This window comes from Streptomyces sp. NPDC088400 (genome assembly GCF_044753355.1).
Lineage (GTDB): Bacteria > Actinomycetota > Actinomycetes > Streptomycetales > Streptomycetaceae > Streptomyces.
This window is the reverse complement of the sequence record NZ_JBIVMZ010000009.1, coordinates 159008-178437: the sequence shown is the minus strand read 5'-3', so window position 1 is coordinate 178437 and position 19430 is coordinate 159008. Positions and strand designations below refer to the sequence as shown.

Genomic DNA, 19430 nt, shown 5'->3' with positions numbered 1-19430 from the left:
ACGAGCGGGCGGCGGCATGCGCACACCGACATCTCCACCACACGTCACCAACATCTCCGTCACATCAGCCACTCAATTCCCGCAGATAAACGACAAACAACCCATTTCTTCCTTGCGGTGGCGACGACGGTCGGACAACCTATCCTGGAGCCGTTGACTCCAATTGGGCCTGCGGCCCGAACAGTTGGACGCGGCGCGAGGGGATGTCCCGACGGGTGGGCCCGGCGGGCAGGGGGCCCCGTTCACGCGCCTCGACCGTCACCGGCTCCATGCAACCGGGGGCCTCTGTTTCCTGTCTTCGTGGACGGAGGCCGCATTTGACGCGTCCGGGGCGATGGCCGAGGGGGCCACTCGGGATGAACCGATCAATCAGTCACGCAGCAAGCGTGCGTGCGGGGGGATGACTCATGACGTCAACGCCAGACGGCACCCGGCAGAACAGCGACGCGTCCCGGACCACCCAACTCCGGATTCCCTCGCACCTCAGAAGCGGCGGACCGAGGCCACGGCCGAAGAAAGCGGCCCTGCCGAAGTACGACTACGAGCACTACAGCCGGCTCGCCGGCCCGCTCACCAAGCCCGATCCGGACAAGCCGTACAAGGTCCAGTACCGCTCGCTGCTCTCGCAGGAGCCGCACCGGATCCGGGCCGCCCTGCTGCTCGGTGCGGCGCCGCTGCTCTCGCTCGGTCTCTTCGCGTGGCTGATGCAGCCCCAGCACTGGACGGAGCGCGACCCGAACCTCAAGAACGACACGCTCCTCGTCCTCGACGTCATCATGCTGATCTCGATCGGACTGATCGAGCTGTTCCGCACGATGAACGTCCTCTCGAACGCGCACGCCACGCTGGTGGCACGTGACCCCGTCCCCGTCGTGCCGGAGAACGGCACCCGGGTCGCCTTCCTCACCTCCTTCGTACCGGGCAAGGAGCCCCTCGAAATGGTGACGAAGACGCTGGAGGCGGCGGTACGGATCAGGCACCGCGGGCTGATGCACGTCTGGTTGCTCGACGAGGGCGACGACCCCGCGGTGAAGGAGGTCTGCGCCCGCCTCGGCGTGCACCACTTCTCCCGCAAGGGCATAGCGAAGTGGAACCAGGCCACGGGCGCGCACCGCGCCAAGACGAAGCACGGCAACTACAACGCCTGGCTCGACGCGCACGGCGACGACTACGACTACTTCGCCTCCGTGGACACCGACCACGTACCGATGCCCAACTACCTGGAGCGGATGCTCGGTTACTTCCGCGACCCGGACATCGGCTTCGTCATCGGCCCGCAGGTCTACGGCAACTACGACACGTTCGTCACCAAGGCCGCCGAGTCGCAGCAGTTCCTCTTCCACGCCCTGATCCAGCGCGCGGGCAACCGCTACGGCGCGCCGATGTTCGTCGGTACGAGCAACGCCGTGCGGATCAAGGCGCTCAAGCAGATCGGCGGCCTGTACGACTCGATCACCGAGGACATGGCGACCGGCTTCGAGATGCACCGCCACCGGAACCCCGAGTCGGGCAACAAGTGGCGCTCGGTCTACACCCCGGACGTCCTGGCCGTGGGCGAGGGCCCGAGCGCCTGGACCGACTTCTTCACGCAGCAACTGCGCTGGTCCCGGGGCACCTACGAGACGATCCTCAAGCAGTACTGGAAGGGCTTCTCCTCGCTGCCGCCCGGCAAGCTCTTCAACTACACGATGATGATCATCTTCTACCCGATGTCGGCCCTCAACTGGATCCTGGCGGCGCTGAGCTGCGCGCTGTTCCTGGGCATGGGCGCCTCGGGTGTGCAGATCGACCCGACGATCTGGATGATGCTGTACGGCAACGCCTCGGCTCTCCAGATCGGCCTCTACATCTGGAACCGCCGCCACAACGTCTCGCCGCACGAGCCCGAGGGCTCCGGCGGGCTGGCCGGTATGGCGATGTCCGCGATGTCCGCGCCGCTCTACGCCCGTTCGCTGATGGACGCGGTACTGCGCCGCAAGAGTTCGTTCGTGGTGACGCCCAAGGGGGACTCGTCCAGCCCGGACACGCTGTTCGGCACGTTCCGGATCCACCTCTTCTTCATCCTGATCTTCGGCGGCTCGATGGTCGCCGCCTTCGTCCTCGGGCACGACCATCCGGCGATGATCACGTGGGCGACGCTGGCCCTGCTGATCACGGCGGCGCCGATCTTCGCCTGGCGCTGGGGAATGCGTGAGGAGAAGAAGAAGCGGCGGAGCCGGCGGAAGGCGCGACCGGCTCCGAAGTGGGCGGACACCCCGCAGACCGTACAGACAGCGCAGACCGCACAGACCGCGCGGCTTCCGCAGTCGGTCCAGGCAGCGCAGACCGCACAGACCGCACAGCTTCCGGCCCAGACCGCCCAGTTCCCGCAGCCGGCCCAGACGGCCCAGACCGAGCAACTCCCGGCCCAGACCGCCCAGATCCCGGCCCAGACCGCGCGGCTTCCGCAGGCGGCGATGCCTGGTACCACCGATCAAGCACAGCAGATTTCCCTTGGGGGACGTAAGAAATGAGCGCGATTCCCGTCCGGCAGAACCATCGCAGGAACCGCGCCCGTCGCCTGGCGATAGGCACCGCGGTGGTCGTCGCGGTGGCCGGCTTCAACGGACCCGCGCTCTACCGGTTCAGCTCGGAGCAGTACCACGAGTACAAGATCAACCGCCCCGACTACAAGGCGGCGAACGGGCATTGGGAGTTCCTCGACGTCCCGGCCGACTTCAAGATCAATTCGATCCACGCCTCGCTCCTGCACACCGGCAAGGTGCTGCTGATCGCGGGCTCCGGGAACAACCAGAAGAACTTCGACGCGGGCAGGTTCGAGTCCGTGCTCTGGGACCCGGCGACCGACAAGTACACGAAGATCCCGACCCCCAAGGACATGTTCTGCTCCGGGCACACCCAACTGCCCGACGGAAACCTGCTGGTGGCGGGCGGTACGAAGCGGTACGAGAAGCTGAAGGGCGACATCACCAAGGCCGGCGGCCTGATGGTCGTCCACAACGAGGACCCGGACAAGCCGATCACCCTGCCCGCGGGCACGATGTTCACGGGCAAGGAGAACGGCAAGACGTTCGTCTCCAAGGACCCCGTCCTGGTCGAGAAGGCCAAGAAGATCTTCGACAAGAACACGGGCGCGTTCCTGCGGACCGAAGCCGGCCTGGGCCGTATCTACGTCGAGGCGCGCAAGTCGGGCAAGAAGTACGAGACCGGCACCGAGGACAACTACCGCGTGCAGGGAGCGAAGGGCACCGACGCCCGTAACGTCTACGGCATCGCGCAGAAGCTCGCACTCGACAAGAAGGACTTCCAGGGCATCAAGGAGGCCTTCGAGTTCGACCCGGTGGCGGAGAAGTACATCAAGGTCGACCCGATGAACGAGGCCCGCTGGTACCCCACGCTGACCACGCTCAAGGATGGCAAGGTCCTGGCGATGTCCGGGCTGGACGAGATCGGCCAGATCGTCCCCGGCAAGGACGAGATCTACGATCCGAAGACCAGGAGCTGGAAGTACACGGGGATCATCCGGAAGTTCCCCACGTACCCGGCGGTCTTCCTGATGGACAACGGGAAGCTCTTCTACAGCGGTTCCAACGCCGGCTACGGACCGGCCGATGTCGGCCGTGACCCGGGTATCTGGGATCTCGCCACGAACAAGTTCGCCAAGATCCCGGGCCTGAGCGACCCCAAGCTGATGGAGACGTCCGCGACGGTCATGCTGCCGCCCGCGCAGGACCAGAAGTTCATGGTCATCGGCGGTGGCGGCGTCGGCGAGTCCGACAAGTCCAGCGAGAAGTCCCGGCTGGTCGACCTGAAGGACCCCGCCCCCCGTTTCAAGGACGGCGCGTCCCTGGAGAAGGGCACCCGCTACCCGAGCGCCTCCGTGATGCCCGACGACAGTGTGCTGGTCACGGGCGGCTCGGAGGACTACCGGGGGCGCGGCGGCTCCAATGTCCTCCAGGCCCGGATGTACGACCCGAAGTCCGGCGAGTACACGCGGGTCGCGGATCCGGCGGTGGGCCGCAACTACCACTCGGGCTCGCTCCTGTTGCCCGACGGCCGGGTCATGATCTTCGGCTCGGACTCGCTCTACGCCGACAAGGCCAACACCAAGCCGGGCGTCTTCGAGCAGCGGATCGAGATCTACACCCCGCCGTACCTCTTCCGGGACTCGTGGCCCACGCTCACGGACGGCCCCAAGTCCGTCAAGCGCGGCGGCACGGCGACGTTCAAGACGAAGGACCCCGCGTCGATCAAGACGGCGAAGCTGATGCGCCCGAGCGCGGTCACCCATGTCACCGACGTCGAACAGCGCTCGATCGCGCTGGACATGAAGAAGACGGCGGACGGCATCGAGGTCACGATCCCGAAGAACAGCGCGCTGGTTCCGTCGGGCTGGTACATGGTCTTCGTGACGGACGACAAGGGGACACCGTCGAAGGGCGTGTGGGTGGACGTGCCGTAGGACGGCTCTCCGACCCGGTCGGTCGCGGTACGGCTCTCCGACCCGGTCGGTCGCGGTACGGCTCTCCGCCCGGGTCGGCTGCGGTACGGCCCTCGGCCCCCGTCTTGCCTTTCGCTCCCGCCCCGGCGTTCGCCTTCGCCGGGGCGGTGAACGGTCCGGAAGCCGCTCGCCCTACGAGGCGTTCCTCGCCAGGCCCAGGGCGTAATCCGGGTACCAGTCGCCCGCCTTGGGCCCGCCCTTGCAGTCGCCGTCCGACTCTCCCGGACGCTTGATCCACAAGTAGGCCTTGACCAGCGGGTCGCCGGTCTTGGTGGTGGGCCGTTCACCGAGGGCGCGGCCCGGGGGGTTGCACCAGTTCTCGCTCGGATCGCCCTTCGTGTACGGGCCGTTGCCGTTGCGGCTGGTGTCGATCACGAACGGCTTGTTGCCGACCTTCGCGGAGAGCCGCTTGCCGAAGTCCGTGCTGGCGGCGGTCGGATAGAAGTTGGAGACGTTGACCGAGAAGCCGTCCGCCTCGGCGATGCCCGCCCGCTGGAGCGGTTCGAAGAGCGCGTCCGGTGTCTGCCAGCCGGCGTTGCCCGCGTCCAGGTGGACCGTGGTCGCCGGCTGCTGCTTGAGCCGCTGGACGGCGCCCTTGAGCAGGTCGTACCGCTCCTCGTGGAACTGGTCGGGAGTGCAGCCGTCCACCAGGTGCAGTACGGCGTCGGGCTCCAGGATCACCGTGGTCCGGCGGTCGCCGATGCCCTTGGCGACCTTGTCGATCCAGTCGCGGTAGGCGTTCCCGTCCGAGGCACCGCCCTTGGAGAACTGGTCGCAGTCGCGGTGCGGGATGTTGTAGAGGACCAGCAGCGCGTCCCGGTCGGCCTTCGCGGCCGCTTCGGTGAAGCCCTTGGTCTGCTCTTCGGGGGTGTCGGGGCCGATCCATTCGGCGACGGGCTGTTCGGCGATCTTTCGGATCAGGGCGGCGTTCTTGTCGTCGCCCTTGTCCGCGTACGCGGCGACCTGCCGGGCGGCCCGGCCGTCGGGATTGACCCAGTACGGGTCGTCGGCCTTGGGCCGCTGGCCTATGGAGGCCGACACGCCTCCGCCGTCGCTGTCACCGTCGCCGTCGGAACCGTCGGACGAACAACCCGACAGCAGCAGCGCCACCCCCGCCGCGATCGCGCCCGCCCGGACCCGGCCCGTACCGCTGAAACGACCGCGGCCGGTATAACTGCCGTACATCCACTCCCCCTTGGTGCGCTGTCTGCCGTGACCGCGCACTGTGCCTGAGACCGCCCCCCGGCGCCCCGCTTTGAACTGACCTGACTGACCTGACCCGACCTGACCCGGCCGGTCGAAGCAATCCTGGCACACCGGTTCCGGCGGCCAGGGGCATAACCGAACTCGGCAGCCGAACCGGTGCCGGTCGGTCTCAAGCGAACCGGAACCGTCAGCCGGCGCGCGGTTCGGTCACGCCCGTCAGATACGCCGACACCACCACGTTCGCCGTATACGCGCCCGCCTGCCGGTCGAACGTTCCGCCGCAGGTGATCAGCCGAAGCTCGGCGCGCGACTTCACATGGGCGCCGTACACCTTCTCCGCGTCGAAGCGGTCCCGGCTGAAGACCTGCACATCGTCGATCGTGAACTCGGCGACCGAGCCGTCCGCCCTCGTCACCCGGACCTTGCCGCCCGGCTTGGCGGCGCTCAGCCCGTAGAAGACGGCCGGCTTCGTCTCGGTGTCGACATGGCCGACGAGGAGGGCGGCGCCCACCGCTCCGGGCTTGATGCCGTCGCCGTACCAGCCGACCGTGTGCGGCGCCGAGTACGGGGGCGGGTCGACCGCCCCCGTACGGTCCAGGCCGCGCGCCTCGACCGGGGCCGAGATCCCTATCGACGGGATGTCCACGCGCCTCGGGTCCGCCGGCTCCACGGGTGTGCGGGGTGGGGGCAGCGGACCCGCCAGCGGGCGGCCGACGGCAGCCACATCGCCGGTGGTGGGGGCCGAGTTGGCGCCGGGGCCGTTGGCGTCGCGGCCCCAGAGCCACAGCCCGAGCAGCAGTACGGCCCAGGCCACACCGGTCATCAGCCGGCCGCCGCCGGGCGCACTCGTCGTACTGCTTGCACTCCTCGTACTCGTCGTACTCCTCGTGCCCGAGGCGCGTCTCGCGCCCCCGGCACCCACCGCGCTCCTCAGGCCGTCCCCGAAGGGCATGTTAGTCCGAGTCCCGCGCGCCCGTACGGTTGCGGCGCACGCTCCGGAAGGCCACGGCGACCGCCGCGACGCCCGCCAGAACCAGGCCGATCACCGCGTGCTGGGTGCCCGGTCCGGGCGAGCCCGCCTTGTCCCCCGAGGCGGCCTTCTCGCCTGAATCCGCGGCGAGTTGTGCCGTACCGCCGCCTCCGGCCCGTACCGGCGCGGTGGGCCTGGAGAGGTGGTCCGGACGTGAGTGGTGACCGGGCTGCGACTGGTGATCAGTCCGTGACTGGCCATCGGGCCGCGACTGGCCATCGGGCCGCGACTGGCCATCGGGCCGCGACTGGTCACCGGGCCGCGACTGGCCATCGGGCCGCGAGCGGGGATCGGACCGCGACCGGCTGACGATGTCGAAGCTGCCGGAGTCCGGGTGACCGTGTCCGTCGCACCTGATGTCGATCTTGTGCCGTCCCTCGGTCGCGGACGATCTGATCCTGGCGTGACCGGACAGCGGCACAGGGCGGTCCCGGTCCCTGCTCGACGCGGCCTGGTCGCGGTTCCAGTCCTCGCCCCAGGCGCGCGTGGAGAGCGCCGCGTCGGTGTCGAAGACCCGGGACCTGGCCACGGCCGTACGGCTCTTGCAGCCCTCGGCCCGGATCTCGATCGTGCCGCCCGGGGCGACCGTGGACGGGATGACCGTGACCCGTACGGAGTCATGGGCCTGAGCGGCGGTGGTGCCGAGGACCGGCGCGACCACCAGTACGGTGGCAGCACACGTGGCACGGAGAGCGATCAGCGTTGGACGCATGGTGAACCTCCTGGTGCCTAGAAGACTCACCCTCGCGACGGGTTCTCGCATCCGCAGCGGCGCGATTGCCTGCCGACAGCGGTCCGACTGCCTGCCGACAGCGGTCCGACTGCCTGCGGACAGCGGTCCGACCGCCTGCTGCCGCCGGTCCGGTCACCTGCCCCCGAACGTGCCCCCGGACCTCGCTGACGTGCTCAGACGCTCAGACGCTCAGACGCGGTCGATGAGATCGGCGATCGAGTTGACGACCGTGGAGGGTCGGAAGGGGTAACGGTCGACATCACCCGGTGTCGTCACCCCGGTCAGCACCAGGAAGGTCTCCATTCCCGCCTCCAGACCGGCCAGCACGTCGGTGTCCATCCGGTCGCCGATCATCGCGCTCGTCTCGGAGTGCGCGCCGATGGCGTTGAGGCCGGTCCGCATCATCAGCGGGTTCGGCTTGCCCGCGAAGTACGGGTCCTTGCCGGTGGCCTTCGTGATCAGCGCGGCGACCGCCCCGGTGGCGGGCAGCGGGCCCTCGGTCGAGGGGCCGGTCTCGTCGGGGTTGGTGCAGATGAACCGCGCACCGCCGTTGATCAGCCGGATCGCCCTGGTCAGGGCCTCGAAGCTGTACGTACGGGTCTCGCCCAGCACCACGTAGTCCGGCTCGTGGTCGGTCAGGATGTAGCCGATGTCGTGCAGGGCAGTGGTCATCCCGGCCTCGCCGATGACATACGCCGTACCGCCGGGCCGCTGGTCCTCCAGGAACTTGGCGGTGGCGAGCGCCGAAGTCCAGATGTTCTCCACCGGCACGTCGAGGCCCATCCGGGCGAGCCGGGCCTGGAGGTCGCGCGGGGTGTAGATGGAGTTGTTCGTGAGGACCAGGAAGGGCCTGCCCGACTCCCGCAGACGCTTGATGAACTCGGCGGCGCCGGGGATCGGAACGCCCTCGTGAATGAGGACACCGTCCATGTCGGTGAGCCAGGACTCGATCGGCTTGCGCTCTGCCACGGGACTGTTCTCCGCTCTGCGGTGGCCAATAATCCACTGTCCGACACGCCCAGCCTAACCATGGCGTTCGAAGATCCGTGCGGGTGTCCACCGCTCGGTCGGAGCGGGCAGGAGCGGAGGCGGACAGGCGAGCGAGCGGGGTGGGCGGAAGGGGTCGGGTCGCCGGGGTGCGCCGGGCCGGGTGTCCGGGTGTGCCGGGCCGGATGTCCGGGTGTGCCGAGGTACGCGTGGGTATCAGTAGCGCTCGGTCCGCAACCGCCGGATGCCCGCGAACAAGATGGCTCCGGCGACGCACAGCGCCAGGGCGGCGGTGATATGGCTCAGGGGGTCGCCATCGGTGCCGGTGCGGGCGCCCGCGACTTCATGGTGCCCTCCGGAACGCTGGGGGCCGGGGGTGCCGGAGGCATTGGGGTCGCCCGGGGCGCCAGGGTTGCCGGACGCGCTGGGATTGCCGGAAGCGTGGGGGTTGCCGGAAGCGTGGGCACCCGTACCGGCGTCACCGTCGCGGCTCCTGGCGCCCTCGCCATCCCTCCCCGGCTCGTCGTCGACCCCGGCCTCACCGACCTCGAAGCGGTAGTCGTTGGACTCGCCCACCCAGTCGCCGTCGTCACCGCGCCGCTGGACGGTCGCGGCCGTCATCACGACCTCGTTCGGGCTCGTGTCCGCCGCGAAGGCCAGCCGCGCGCGAACGGTGACGGTCCGGCCCGCCGGTACGTCGAATCCGGGGGAGCCGTCGTCCAGGACGCCGATGATCTCGTCCTGGTCGGACTTCTCCAACGACAGCATCCGCCAGCGCTTGTGGTCGTCGCGGGTCTCCAGCGTGACCTGGGGATTGCCGAGCGTCCGGTCCCGGTCGACGAGGACGACGACGGGGTGGATGTCGCCGCAGAGCCGGTCGGTGGTGTTGGTCAGGTCGAGATACCAGGTCCCGGCGTCGCCCCCGGGCCGGTAGGAGGAGGGCCCGCCATGGATACGGGTCTCGATCGGGAAGTCGCGGCCGGACGCCTTCGCGCACGTCGGACGCCGGTCGGCCGCCCCCGCGCCGTCGGGCGCAACTGCCGCTGCCGCCAAGGTGGTTGGCGTGCACACGGGCAGTACCGCGAACGAGACCGTCACAGCCGTGGTGACTCCGGTGGCGAGGGCATGACGCAGACGTAGACGCATGAGTGACGTGGCCTTTGCTGGTCGCGAAGCGGGCGGGACGATCGGGATGGGTGCGGCATCGGCGGCATGGGCGGGGCGTCGGAACGCAGGCGCCCGGTCGGCCGGTTCGGCCGCCACCAGGCTCAGAATTCGGACTCCCCGACGCTGCCATGCCCCGGCGTCCCGCTCCGGGCGCCATGGCCCCGAACGGCCGGGCCCTCACACGAATGCACCTCATCGGCCCAGTCGCGAGGTTACGAGCGGCGGCCCAGGCCGTGGCCGAACAGCGGCGCGAGGACGAGTTGCGCCGCGCCTTCCGCCACCGGGTGCGCGCCTCCTTCCGCCAGGGTGACGGGGACGGCCGCGCACCGGGCGCGGTCGGCGACGACGGCGCCCACTCCCCGTACGAAGCACTCCTCGTGCGCGGCGATCGTCCGGCCGCCGAGCAGCACGCGGTCGATGTCGAGCAGCTCGACCAGGTTCGCCGCCCCGGCACCGAGCACCCGCGCCGCCTCCGCCGGCTCGCCTCGCGCGACCGCCGCCAGGCAGAGCGCCTCGATACAGCCACGGTGTCCGCAGTCGCACACGGGCCCGTCGAGCTGGATGACCTGGTGGCCGAACTCGCCCGCCCCGGTGCGTCCGCCACGGTGGAGCGCGCCACCGAGGACGAGGCCGGCGCCCAGCCCCGTACCGAGATGGAGGTACGCGAAGGAGTCGCCGGGCCCGCGCAGGGTGAGGCCGAGGGCGACGGCGTTGGTGTCCTTGTCGAGGACGACGGGCAGCTGGAGGCGGGCGGCGAGGGCATCACGCAGCGGGAAGCCCTCCCACTGCGGAAAGCCGGTGACGCGTCGCGGGACGCCGGTGACGTGGTCGAGCGGTCCCGGCATCGCGACCCCGACACCCAACACGTCCCGCGCGCCGGGTGCCGTATCCGTACGGGTACGCGCGCCGGTATCCGTACGGGTACGCGCGCCGGTATCCGTACCGGTGCGCGCGCCGGTATCCGTAACTCCGGCGTCCAGCCGTACCGCGTCCGCCCGTACCGCCTCCACCTGCTCCGCCGCCGCCTCGACCACCCGCTCCGCTCCCGCGCCGAGGTCGAACGGGACGGTCCGTACGGCGACCGGTGTGCCGGACAGATCCATCAGGACCGCGGTGAGTTCGTCGCGGTCCAGGTGGAGACCCACGGCGTGCGCGGCGGAAGGGACGAGCCGCAGTACGGTCCGGGGCTTGCCGCCCGTCGAGGCGCGGCGGCCGGCCTCCGCCGCCATGCCCTCCGTACGCAGCCTGGCCGTGATCTTGCTGACCGCTTGCGGGGTGAGCCGGGTGCGTTCGGCGAGTTCCAGTCGGCTGATGCCGCCCTCACCGGCGGCGCGGAGCAGGTCGAGGACCAGTGCCGCGTTGTGGCCGCGCAGCATCAGCAGATTGGCGCCCCAGCCGGTCGTGTTCCCCGGCTCGTCGGCGCCCGTTGCCGGGGCGGCGCCCGTCACCTCATCGGCGCCCGTCACCTCGCCGGGGCCCGTTGCCTCGCCGGGGCCCGTTGCCTCGCCGGGGCCCGTTTCCACCTGGCCCGCGCCCGTCTGTCCCTGATCGGCGCCCGTATCCGTACCCCTGTTCACACCGGCCATTGTGCACCGGCCTTGCACTTTGGCAACAGCGTTGCTTAAGTGGAATGCATGACTGGTACAGGCACTCCCCTGCGCGTCGGGCTCGTGGGCTACGGGCTCGCGGGCTCCGTCTTCCACGCCCCGCTGATCACCGCCGCCGAGGGGCTCGTCCTCGACACCGTCGTCACCTCCAGCCCGGAGCGCCGGGCGCAGGCGCGCGCGGAGTTCCCGGACGTACGTTTCACCGCCTCGCCGGAAGAGCTGTGGGCAGGGGCGCGCGCGGGCGAACTGGACCTGATCGTCATCGCCTCCCCCAACAAGACGCACGTCCCGATCGCGGCGTCCGCCCTCAGGGCCGGTCTGCCCGTCGTCGTGGACAAGCCGCTCGCGGGCAGCGCGGCCGAGGCGCGTGAGCTGGCCGCGCTCGCCGAGGAGCGCGGGCTGCTGCTCTCCGTCTTCCAGAACCGCCGCTGGGACAACGACTTCCTCACGCTCTCCCGCCTCGTCAAGTCCGGTGAGCTGGGCGACGTACAGCGTTTTGAATCCCGGTTCGAGCGCTGGCGCCCCCAACTGAAGGGCGGCTGGCGCGAGTCGGGCGCGGCGGAGGAGATCGGCGGGCTGCTGTACGACCTGGGCAGCCATGTCGTCGACCAGGCGCTGGTGCTGTTCGGGCCGGCGGTACGGGTGTACGCGGAGCGGGACGTACGGCGTCCGGGCGCCCAGGCCGACGACGACACCTTCATCGCGATCACGCACGCGAACGGCGTCCGCTCCCATCTGTACGTCAGTGCCACCACGGCCCAACTCGGCCCGCGCTTCCGGGTGCTGGGCTCGGCGGCCGGTTACGTGAAGCACGGCCTGGACCCGCAGGAGGCGGCCCTGCGCAGCGGCAGGCGCCCCCGCGCGGAGAGGGGCTGGGGCGTGGAGGGCGAGTCGCTGTGGGGCCGGATCGGCGCGGGCGAGTCGGCGCTGACGGGCGGCGGCAACCCGGTGGAGACCGAGCCGGGCGACTACCCGGCGTACTACGCGGGGATCGCCACCGCGCTGCGCGAGGGCACCGCACCGCCGGTGACGGCGCACGAGGCGGCGGCGGCGCTCGACGTACTGGAGGCGGCGAAACTCTCGGCCGCCGAGGGCAGGACGATCACACTGGAGGTCACGCACTCATGAGCAACCCCACGGCCGCCGAACCGGAGGCGCGGGAGCTGGAGGCGCAAAAGCTTGAGGCACGGAAGCTGGAGGCGCGGGAAGCCGTCGCCGAACTGGAGGCGCAGGAAGCGCGCCTGACGCTTCCTCACTTCACGTACGACGACGCCTGGATGCTGGGCAACCTGCTGGTCGAGCTGGCGCGCGAACGGAACGCGCCGGTGGCGATCGACATCCGCCGGGGCCCGCAGCAGCTGTTCCACTGCGCCCTGCCGGGCTCGTCGGCGGACAACGACGCGTGGATCGACCGTAAGCGCCGGGTGGTCGAGCGGTACGGCGCCGCCTCGTTCCTCGTGGGGACCCGTTTCCGCGCGAAGGGCACGACCTTCGAGGAGTCGTCCCGCCTGGACCCGGACCTGTACGCGGCGCACGGCGGTTCGTTCCCCATCGCGGTGGAGAACGCGGGGATCGTCGGCTCGGTGACGGTCTCGGGCCTTCCGCAGGCGGAGGACCACGCACTGGTGGTGGAGGCGCTGGAACGACTGCGGGGGTGAGGCGAGGGAGTGGGGTGGGGCGCGCGCTTGTGTGCGCCCCACCCCCACTCCTTGCGCCGGGTGCCCTTGAGCTCCCTACGCGTCCTTCAGTTCTCCCTACGCGTCCTTAGTTCTCCCTACGCGTCCTTCAGTTCCTGCCGCTGACGGCCCAGCCCGTCGATCTCCAGCTCCACCACGTCCCCCGCCCGCAGGTACGGCTTCGGCTCCGGCTTGCCCATGGCCACCCCGGCCGGCGTCCCCGTGTTGATGACATCGCCCGGGTACAGCGTCATGAACTGGCTGACGTACCGGACGACTTCACCCACCCCGAAGATCTGCTCCGCGGTCGTCCCGTCCTGCTTGAGCTCGCCGTTGACCCGGAGCCTGAGCGGCAGCGCCTGCGGGTCGGGCACCTCGTCCGCCGTCACCAGCCAGGGGCCCAGCGGGTTGAACGTCTCGCAGTTCTTGCCCTTGTCCCAGGTGCCGCCGCGCTCGATCTGGAACTCGCGCTCGGAGACGTCGTGCGAGACGGCGTACCCGGCGACATGCGCCAGGCCCTCCTCCACGGAGTCCAGATAGCGGGCGGTCCGTCCGATGACGACGGCGAGTTCGACTTCCCAGTCGGTCTTACGGCTGCCCCGGGGTACGAGGACGGTGTCATGAGGTCCGATCACCGTGTCCGGCGCCTTGAAGAAGATGATCGGCTCGGCCGGGATCTCCGCACCGGTCTCGGCGGCGTGATCGTGGTAGTTCAGCCCGATGCACACGATCTTGCCGATCCGGCCGAGCGGCGGCCCGACCCGTACCCCGTCGGCGTCGAGTACGGGCAGTTCGCCGGAGGCCCCGGCCGCCCTGATCCGGTCGAGCGCGGCCTCATCGGCGAGCAGGGCACCGTCGATGTCCGTGACCAGGGCCGACAGGTCCCGAAGGGTTCCGTCCTGGTCGAGCAGCGCCGGGCGCTCAGCCCCCGCCGTACCGACACGCAGCAGCTTCATGGTCTGTGTCTCCCTCTGACGGGGTGGATCCGGCCGACGGGGTACGTCCCAAGCCGGTGGGCGCGACCGCCGGCGGACTCGGCCGATCCTGCAAGACATCGGATCACCCCGCAATACCCGGTTCACACACTGGACTCACTGCCGACCGACCGACCGACCGCCCACCCCACCCGCGACCGCTACTGCCCGACCCTCGCCGCGAACCATTCGCCGCGAACCGTTACGCGGCACCCGGTCTCGACCGGACAGGGCCTACGCGGCACTCGTCGCGCTCGCGGCCCGCACCCCCGCGACCCGCATGTCCCGGTAGAGGAAGTACCGCTCGACCGCCGTCCAGGTCGTGCTGGTCACCACGTACAGCGCGGCGGCCAGCGGTACGAAGCCGACGGTGAAGAGCGTCGCGAAGGACATCAGCGGCATCATCTTCGTCATCGTGCCCATGCCCGGCACGGGCTGCCCGTCGGGTCCCGCCGGCATCGTCGTCGGATTGGCCGCCATCTGGCGCTTCGTCTGGTGGAAGGTGAACGTGGCGACACCGGCGACGATCGCGAAGAGGGCTACGTACACGATCCCCGCTCCGCCGAACAGCCCGCCGTCCGACAGCGCGTCCGCCCAGCGGTCGCCGAGCGGCGCGGCGAAGAGCGAGTGGCCGAGCAGTCCGTTCGGCTCGCCGCCGATCTCCCGGCTGGAGAAGAGGTGGTACATCAGAAAGAACGCGGGCATCTGCAACAGGCTCGGCAGGCAGCCGGACAGCGGCGAGACCTTCTCCTTGGCGTGCAGTTCCTGGAGCGCCTTCTGCATGCGCTCGGGGTTCTTGCCGTGCTTCTTGCGCAGCTCGGCGATCTGCGGCGCGAGCTTCGTACGGGCCTTCTGGCCACGGGCGGACGCCCGGGAGAGCGGGTGGACCGCGAGCCGTACGCAGGCGGTGAAGAGGATGATCGCCGCAGCGGTCGCTCCGGTGTGGAAGAGCGGCTGGAGCAGATCGGCCAGGTGTCCGACCAGGCTGGCGAAAACGGACATGGTGAGTAGCCCTCCGTGGGGTCTCTCGTCGTGCCGGATGGATGCGACTCGGCATGACGGACCCACGCGGGGTGCGACAGGAACGGAGAGAGGGTGCCCTGTGCCCCTACGCGGCCGTCGGCAGGCGACGGCCCGGGGCTCGGGGCCTGGTGCGGCCCGAGGCGTCGGGATCCCGTTGGGGCAGGAAGGCGGTGCGTTGCTCGCGGTCGCGGATGGCCGTCCGTACCCGGTGACGCGGTACGGCGGGCACGGAGCGCGCGCTGATCACGGCGCAGACGACGAGCGCGGTTCCCACGGCGGCGGTGGCGGTGGCGGCGAGCGCGACGGTGGCGGTGAGGCCGCCGGCGTCGATGAGCAGGACTTCGGCGAGGAGGAAGAGCAGCAGACCGGCGGGGCGCAACTGGCGCAACGTGCTGCGGACCATGTCCTGCTCCCTTCTCGTCCGGTTCATCCGATGCGTGGTGCGAGTGTCATTTCAGTACAGCGCAACCACTCCAGCCGTTATACACGATCGGGCTACATCGGCTGAAGCCGCTGACGGAGACGGAGCGGGGCCCGGCCGAACCGGATCCTGCGGGTCCGGACCGGGCCGCGGATCCGGTTCGGACCGGGCCGCGGATCCGGTTCGGACCGGGCGTCGCTACGGACCGGGCGTATCGATCGCGCCACCCGAAGAGCCCGAGGCGCCCGGAGCGGCCGAAGCCCCGGAAATACTGGATGCGCCCGGACCGACCGGGTCGCAGGCGAGCACGTCCCCGTCCACGTCCCCGTCCGGCCGCCGGTCCCGGCCGCCCGCGTACGTCACGGCCAGCGCGACCAGCAGGTTCGCGGCGAGCGCGACGACCCCGGCGTTCATGCCCCACACCGGATCGTGACCGGTGAAGACCAGCCCGCACACCGCCCCCACCCCCACCGCGAGCCCGGTCAATCCACCGATCAGGGTGAACCTCCGCCACACCAGACCCAGCAGCATCATCGGCAGGAGCTGCGCCATGCCCTCGTACGAGATGAGGGAGAGCCGTACGAGCGTGCTGGGCGCCACGTACGTCAGCACGAGCGCGATCGCGCCCGCCGCCACGACCACCACCTGCGCGGCGCCCTTCTCCCGGGTCCGCCAGCGCGGTACGAGCGAGAGCACGCTGCGCCCCCACATCGTGCCGATCACCAGCATGAACACGGCCATCGGCACCACCGACGAGAGGGCCGCCGCCACCCCGATGATCCCGACCGCCCAGGCGGGCAGCGAGTCGACGACGAGCTTGAAGAGCGCGAGGTTCGAGTCGGCGCCGGTGAGACCGGGGACGACGAAGAGCGCGGCCATCCCGAGCAGCATGGGGACGAAGAGCAGCACGTTGTAGGCGGGCAGCCAGATCGCGTTACGGCGCAGCGCGTCGGCGTCGCGCGCGCCCAGATACCCGGCGACGGTCGTGGGGAAGATGACGACGGTCAGCGCGTTCAGCAGCGAGGTGGTGATGAACCACGCCGTGCCCAGCCCGCTCGCCGCCTGTCCGGGCTGATGTCCGGGCAGGGTCAGCCACTCCCTCTTCTCGGCCACGAGCCGGTCGAGGAGCGGTCCGTACCCGTCGAAGTAGTGCAGCGGCACATAGACGGCGAGGAACCCGAGGGTGCCGATCACCAGCACGTCCTTGAGCACCGACACCCAGGCACTGCCCCGCAGCCCGCTGACCACCACAAACCCGGTGGTGACCGCGAAGCCGAGGAAATAGGCCCAGTCGAGGCTGATCGCTCCGTACGAGATGGTCGAGACGACCACGCCCATGCCGGTGATCTGAAGCTGGATGTACGGCAGCAGGAAGACGGTCGCGAGTACGGCGACGAGCGCGCCGAGCCAGGGCCGTCCGAAACGGTGGGCGAGTATGTCCGAAATCCCCACCAGATCATGGCGCCGGGCGTACTCCCACAGCATGGGCCCGACCACATAGCCGACGGCGTAACCGCAGGACATGTAGGCGACCACGTAGAGCACGGGGGCGCCGTAGTTGTAGCCCCAGCCCGCGGCGCCCAGATAGCTGAAACTGGTGTAGCTCTCGCCCGCCATCAGCACCCAGATGAAGACGGCGCCGAGGCTGCGCCCGCCCACGGACCACTCGGCGAGCCCGCCGGTGCCTCCGCCTCGCCCCCGTACGGCGAGAAGCCCAAGTCCCACGGTGCCCACCATGAAGACCGAGAAGATCGAGGTGGCGATCACCGCGTTCATTCCTCGCCCTCCCCCGATATCGGCTGCGGCGCCGACCGCCGCCGCAGCCGCTGATCGCTGCGCCACGTCAGCCATACGGCGAAGGGCGTGGCCACGGTCGCGCCGAGCAGCCACAGGAAGAGGAAGGGCAGCCCGAGGATGACGGGATCGACCCGGTTCGCCCAGGGCAAAACCACCAGGAACAGTACGAAGGGAACGAGCAACCAGAGCAGATGAGGACGGTGTCGAAGCACGTCAGGACCTTAGACGGCCCGTCCCGGCCATCCCCCTCCGCCCGTGCCCCGTACAGCAGTACGGTGTGCATCATGCGCCCCGATATGCCTGCCGATCACACCACGGAAGCCGAGCGCCTGCTGCGCACGGCTGCCCAGTACCCCGAGGACCACGAGCCCCTGTTCCTCCAGGCCGCGGCCCATCTGGAACTGGCCGGCGACCGCGACCGCGCCGCCGGCCTCTACGACACCCTCCTCGCGGCCTCCCCCGACCACCCCCACCTGGTGAAGGCCCTCAAGGCCGCCAACCTCTGGGAGTACGGCCACGAGGCCGAGGCCCGCGCGATCATCGACGGCCTGCGCACCGCCGCCCCGCTGGACCCGGCGCCCTGGGAGATCGTGGCGGAGACCCTGGAGCACCACGACGAGCTGGAAGAGGCCCACGACTCCTTCACCACGGCCCTCAACCTGCTGCTCACCCCGAGCGAGGAAGTCCCGTACGCCACCCACACCCTGCTGATCGGCCGCCACCGCGTCCGCCGCCTGCTGGGCCTGGACCACGACCCCTGGGACGCCCTCGCCGACAGCGTCCACCCGTCGCCCGTCGGCCTGGACGAACTCCACGACCCCAAGCGCCTCTGGTCCCTGGGCTCCGACAACCCGGCCGAACTCCAGGCCGAGATCGCCCGCCTCCGCGCCGAACTGGGCTCCTACCGCACGGCCCTCTCCCGCCCGTTCCCGGTCGCGGTCCTGCACTGGCCGGCCCCGGAACTGAGCGAACTCCTCGCCGCGTACCCGACCCTGACCGCCGAGTACCCCTCCCACGAGGCCCACCTCACCCAACTGGAAGCCTCCCTCCGCGACCTGGCCTCCACGGGCACCCCCAACCTGGGCATCGTCACGGCCACGGTCCCCTCGTACGAAGCCTTCGCGGCCTCGGAACAGTCCTCCCCCTCCAACGCGGACCTGCTCCCCCAATACGCCACCACCCTGGCAGCCCGAGGCCGAGCCACCCCTTGGCCCCCGCCCCGCAACGCCACGTGCTGGTGCGCTTCGGGTCGGCCGTACCGCGAGTGCCACGGCGCGGGCTGACTCTCGCCCAGCCTTTTGGGCCACTTTCACCCCCGGATTATTCCGGCAGGGTCCAGAACAGGAGCGAAATTTCCATATGGCACGGCTCGTCCTACAACAGCCCGGAGAGATCTGCACAAACGCGGATAAAGGGGAGCATTCTCTCCTTCACCCGAAAGATGACTCCGAACTGCAGGATGTTCTCGGTTGGTTCAGCGACTACCCCGTCGGCGAGTACTACACCGAGGCAATCCGTAATTCGATCGACTACGTCCTTGACGGCGGCAGAACTGGCCGTTTTGACCTGCTGTCGCCGGAAGTTCACCCTGGTGAGCGTGCATCGGTCGGCGCGAAACTGGAGTACGAAGTCCTGCGGATATTCAACCTCTCGAAGGCCAAACCGCTGGATACGCTGATCGCCAGAGCTCCCGTGGACATCAAGGCCACGGTTGGGGACAACTGGGCTATTCCAACAGAAGCACACTGCCAGCTATGCATCTGCACTCAAATACGACTCAAGGAAAATCGGCACCGCTCCTGGCTCGTCCGAGCGCATCGGTCTTGGCTGTACCGGGGCAAGGGCAATAAGGACCGTAAGCGCGGGCTTGCCGTCCACGCTCGCGACCATTGGAGCGTGCCGCTTTACGACTGGGCCAACCTTCCCGTCAACCCTCTTCGGTACCTCACCGAGGAACAGGCAGACGAAGTCCTGGCGAAGAAACCTGGACAAGTTAAGCGCCTGCTGAAGATGTTCGAGTATCTGGAAGGGCATGTCATTCCCAGGAATTCCATCCTTACAGTCGGCGCAGGGAAAGACGACCCCGTACGCCGCGCCCGAGAGGCGCGGGGTGAGGCAGAGCGCGCTGGACGTATCCTGCTATGCGGCGACTGGGTAGAGTCACGCAACATCGCTGCCGCACGTGGAATTTCCCTACGCCCTGGGGAATGGCTTGCGCTGAGCATAGACGACGCAATTAAGCTGAATAAGGAGTCTGCTTCACAGACCACCATCGCGGAGCCAGAGCCCAGCCAACTATTCTAAGAAA

At 69.5% G+C, this 19430-nt stretch carries 17 protein-coding genes; 6 read left to right on the top strand and 11 right to left on the bottom strand.

All coding sequences use genetic code 11. From position 1 onward, the window contains the following. Window positions 1-407 precede the first annotated feature (407 nt). Together ACIQD6_RS23345 and ACIQD6_RS23340 are read left to right on the top strand one after the other, a co-directional pair. Window positions 408-2513, top strand: a complete 2106-nt coding sequence (locus tag ACIQD6_RS23345; RefSeq protein ID WP_401885246.1) for a glycosyltransferase family 2 protein — start codon at window positions 408-410, stop codon at window positions 2511-2513. Then, on the top strand, window positions 2510-4462 hold the full coding sequence (locus ACIQD6_RS23340; RefSeq protein ID WP_401885244.1) for a galactose oxidase-like domain-containing protein: 1953 nt from the start codon (window positions 2510-2512) through the stop codon (window positions 4460-4462). Before ACIQD6_RS23345 ends, ACIQD6_RS23340 begins: the two co-directional genes overlap by 4 nt. A 171-nt stretch (window positions 4463-4633) precedes the next feature. On the opposite strand, the gene ACIQD6_RS23335 is transcribed toward ACIQD6_RS23340, so the two are convergent. The 6 genes from ACIQD6_RS23335 to ACIQD6_RS23310 all read right to left on the bottom strand — a co-directional run bounded on the left by ACIQD6_RS23335 (window position 4634) and on the right by ACIQD6_RS23310 (window position 11000). Next, the gene (locus ACIQD6_RS23335; RefSeq protein ID WP_401885241.1) at window positions 4634-5686 is read right to left on the bottom strand and encodes a glycoside hydrolase family 6 protein; all 1053 of its coding nucleotides are present in this window, start codon (window positions 5684-5686) and stop codon (window positions 4634-4636) included. 208 nt (window positions 5687-5894) lie between these two features. Further along, a complete protein-coding gene (locus ACIQD6_RS23330; protein ID WP_401885238.1) occupies window positions 5895-6530 on the bottom strand; it encodes a class F sortase in 636 nt (211 codons plus the stop codon). 130 nt (window positions 6531-6660) lie between these two features. Then, window positions 6661-7449: a hypothetical protein gene (locus ACIQD6_RS23325; RefSeq protein ID WP_401885235.1), complete on the bottom strand. Its 789-nt coding sequence runs from the start codon at window positions 7447-7449 to the stop codon at window positions 6661-6663. Window positions 7450-7659: 210 nt separating this feature from the next. Further along, on the bottom strand, window positions 7660-8439 hold the full coding sequence (locus ACIQD6_RS23320) for an HAD-IIA family hydrolase (RefSeq protein WP_401885233.1): 780 nt from the start codon (window positions 8437-8439) through the stop codon (window positions 7660-7662). Between the two features lie 234 nt (window positions 8440-8673). Next, window positions 8674-9603 carry a hypothetical protein gene (locus ACIQD6_RS23315; protein ID WP_401885232.1) on the bottom strand — a complete coding sequence of 310 codons (930 nt, stop codon included), beginning with the start codon at window positions 9601-9603 and terminating at the stop codon, window positions 8674-8676. A gap of 233 nt (window positions 9604-9836) precedes the next feature. Further along, complete coding sequence (locus tag ACIQD6_RS23310) at window positions 9837-11000, bottom strand: ROK family protein (RefSeq protein WP_401885571.1); 1164 nt, start codon at window positions 10998-11000, stop codon at window positions 9837-9839. Between the two features lie 258 nt (window positions 11001-11258). Between ACIQD6_RS23310 and ACIQD6_RS23305 the strand changes: the two genes are divergently transcribed. Together ACIQD6_RS23305 and ACIQD6_RS23300 are read left to right on the top strand one after the other, a co-directional pair. Then, window positions 11259-12359 (top strand): Gfo/Idh/MocA family oxidoreductase, encoded by a 1101-nt coding sequence (locus tag ACIQD6_RS23305; protein WP_401885229.1) that lies wholly within the window; start codon window positions 11259-11261, stop codon window positions 12357-12359. After that, window positions 12356-12889: a heme-degrading domain-containing protein gene (locus ACIQD6_RS23300; RefSeq protein ID WP_401885228.1), complete on the top strand. Its 534-nt coding sequence runs from the start codon at window positions 12356-12358 to the stop codon at window positions 12887-12889. The genes ACIQD6_RS23305 and ACIQD6_RS23300 overlap by 4 nt, the downstream gene beginning before the upstream one ends. Before the next feature lie 116 nt (window positions 12890-13005). Here ACIQD6_RS23300 and ACIQD6_RS23295 read toward each other — a convergent pair whose 3' ends face one another. The 5 genes from ACIQD6_RS23295 to ACIQD6_RS23275 all read right to left on the bottom strand — a co-directional run bounded on the left by ACIQD6_RS23295 (window position 13006) and on the right by ACIQD6_RS23275 (window position 17334). Then, on the bottom strand, window positions 13006-13863 hold the full coding sequence (locus ACIQD6_RS23295; protein WP_401885226.1) for a fumarylacetoacetate hydrolase family protein: 858 nt from the start codon (window positions 13861-13863) through the stop codon (window positions 13006-13008). Between the two features lie 252 nt (window positions 13864-14115). Then, window positions 14116-14883, bottom strand: a complete 768-nt coding sequence (locus tag ACIQD6_RS23290) for a YidC/Oxa1 family membrane protein insertase (RefSeq protein WP_401885224.1) — start codon at window positions 14881-14883, stop codon at window positions 14116-14118. 106 nt (window positions 14884-14989) lie between these two features. Further along, window positions 14990-15307, bottom strand: coding sequence for a DUF6412 domain-containing protein (locus ACIQD6_RS23285; protein WP_401885221.1), 318 nt, complete (start codon window positions 15305-15307; stop codon window positions 14990-14992). Window positions 15308-15523: 216 nt separating this feature from the next. Continuing rightward, window positions 15524-17101, bottom strand: a complete 1578-nt coding sequence (locus ACIQD6_RS23280; RefSeq protein ID WP_401885218.1) for a sodium:solute symporter — start codon at window positions 17099-17101, stop codon at window positions 15524-15526. Next, window positions 17098-17334, bottom strand: a complete 237-nt coding sequence (locus ACIQD6_RS23275; RefSeq protein ID WP_401885217.1) for a DUF3311 domain-containing protein — start codon at window positions 17332-17334, stop codon at window positions 17098-17100. Before ACIQD6_RS23275 ends, ACIQD6_RS23280 begins: the two co-directional genes overlap by 4 nt. Before the next feature lie 72 nt (window positions 17335-17406). On the opposite strand from ACIQD6_RS23275, the gene ACIQD6_RS23270 reads away from it, so the two are divergent. Both ACIQD6_RS23270 and ACIQD6_RS23265 read left to right on the top strand, forming a co-directional pair. After that, window positions 17407-18405, top strand: a complete 999-nt coding sequence (locus ACIQD6_RS23270; RefSeq protein ID WP_401885214.1) for an SEC-C metal-binding domain-containing protein — start codon at window positions 17407-17409, stop codon at window positions 18403-18405. Window positions 18406-18481: 76 nt separating this feature from the next. Continuing rightward, entirely contained in the window at window positions 18482-19426 is a 945-nt protein-coding gene (locus tag ACIQD6_RS23265; protein WP_401885212.1) for a NaeI family type II restriction endonuclease, read from the top strand. Window positions 19427-19430 lie beyond the last annotated feature (4 nt).

Coding starts and splice junctions, on each gene's coding strand:
- ACIQD6_RS23345 (WP_401885246.1), top strand. CDS start 408: ATGACGTCAACGCCAGACGGCACCCGGCAGAACAGCGACGCGTCCCGG.
- ACIQD6_RS23340 (WP_401885244.1), top strand. CDS start 2,510: ATGAGCGCGATTCCCGTCCGGCAGAACCATCGCAGGAACCGCGCCCGT.
- ACIQD6_RS23335 (WP_401885241.1), bottom strand. CDS start 5,686: ATGTACGGCAGTTATACCGGCCGCGGTCGTTTCAGCGGTACGGGCCGG.
- ACIQD6_RS23330 (WP_401885238.1), bottom strand. CDS start 6,530: ATGACCGGTGTGGCCTGGGCCGTACTGCTGCTCGGGCTGTGGCTCTGG.
- ACIQD6_RS23325 (WP_401885235.1), bottom strand. CDS start 7,449: ATGCGTCCAACGCTGATCGCTCTCCGTGCCACGTGTGCTGCCACCGTA.
- ACIQD6_RS23315 (WP_401885232.1), bottom strand. CDS start 9,603: ATGCGTCTACGTCTGCGTCATGCCCTCGCCACCGGAGTCACCACGGCT.
- ACIQD6_RS23310 (WP_401885571.1), bottom strand. CDS start 11,000: ATGCTGCGCGGCCACAACGCGGCACTGGTCCTCGACCTGCTCCGCGCC.
- ACIQD6_RS23305 (WP_401885229.1), top strand. CDS start 11,259: ATGACTGGTACAGGCACTCCCCTGCGCGTCGGGCTCGTGGGCTACGGG.
- ACIQD6_RS23300 (WP_401885228.1), top strand. CDS start 12,356: ATGAGCAACCCCACGGCCGCCGAACCGGAGGCGCGGGAGCTGGAGGCG.
- ACIQD6_RS23295 (WP_401885226.1), bottom strand. CDS start 13,863: ATGAAGCTGCTGCGTGTCGGTACGGCGGGGGCTGAGCGCCCGGCGCTG.
- ACIQD6_RS23290 (WP_401885224.1), bottom strand. CDS start 14,883: ATGTCCGTTTTCGCCAGCCTGGTCGGACACCTGGCCGATCTGCTCCAG.
- ACIQD6_RS23285 (WP_401885221.1), bottom strand. CDS start 15,307: ATGGTCCGCAGCACGTTGCGCCAGTTGCGCCCCGCCGGTCTGCTGCTC.
- ACIQD6_RS23280 (WP_401885218.1), bottom strand. CDS start 17,101: ATGAACGCGGTGATCGCCACCTCGATCTTCTCGGTCTTCATGGTGGGC.
- ACIQD6_RS23270 (WP_401885214.1), top strand. CDS start 17,407: ATGCGCCCCGATATGCCTGCCGATCACACCACGGAAGCCGAGCGCCTG.
- ACIQD6_RS23265 (WP_401885212.1), top strand. CDS start 18,482: ATGGCACGGCTCGTCCTACAACAGCCCGGAGAGATCTGCACAAACGCG.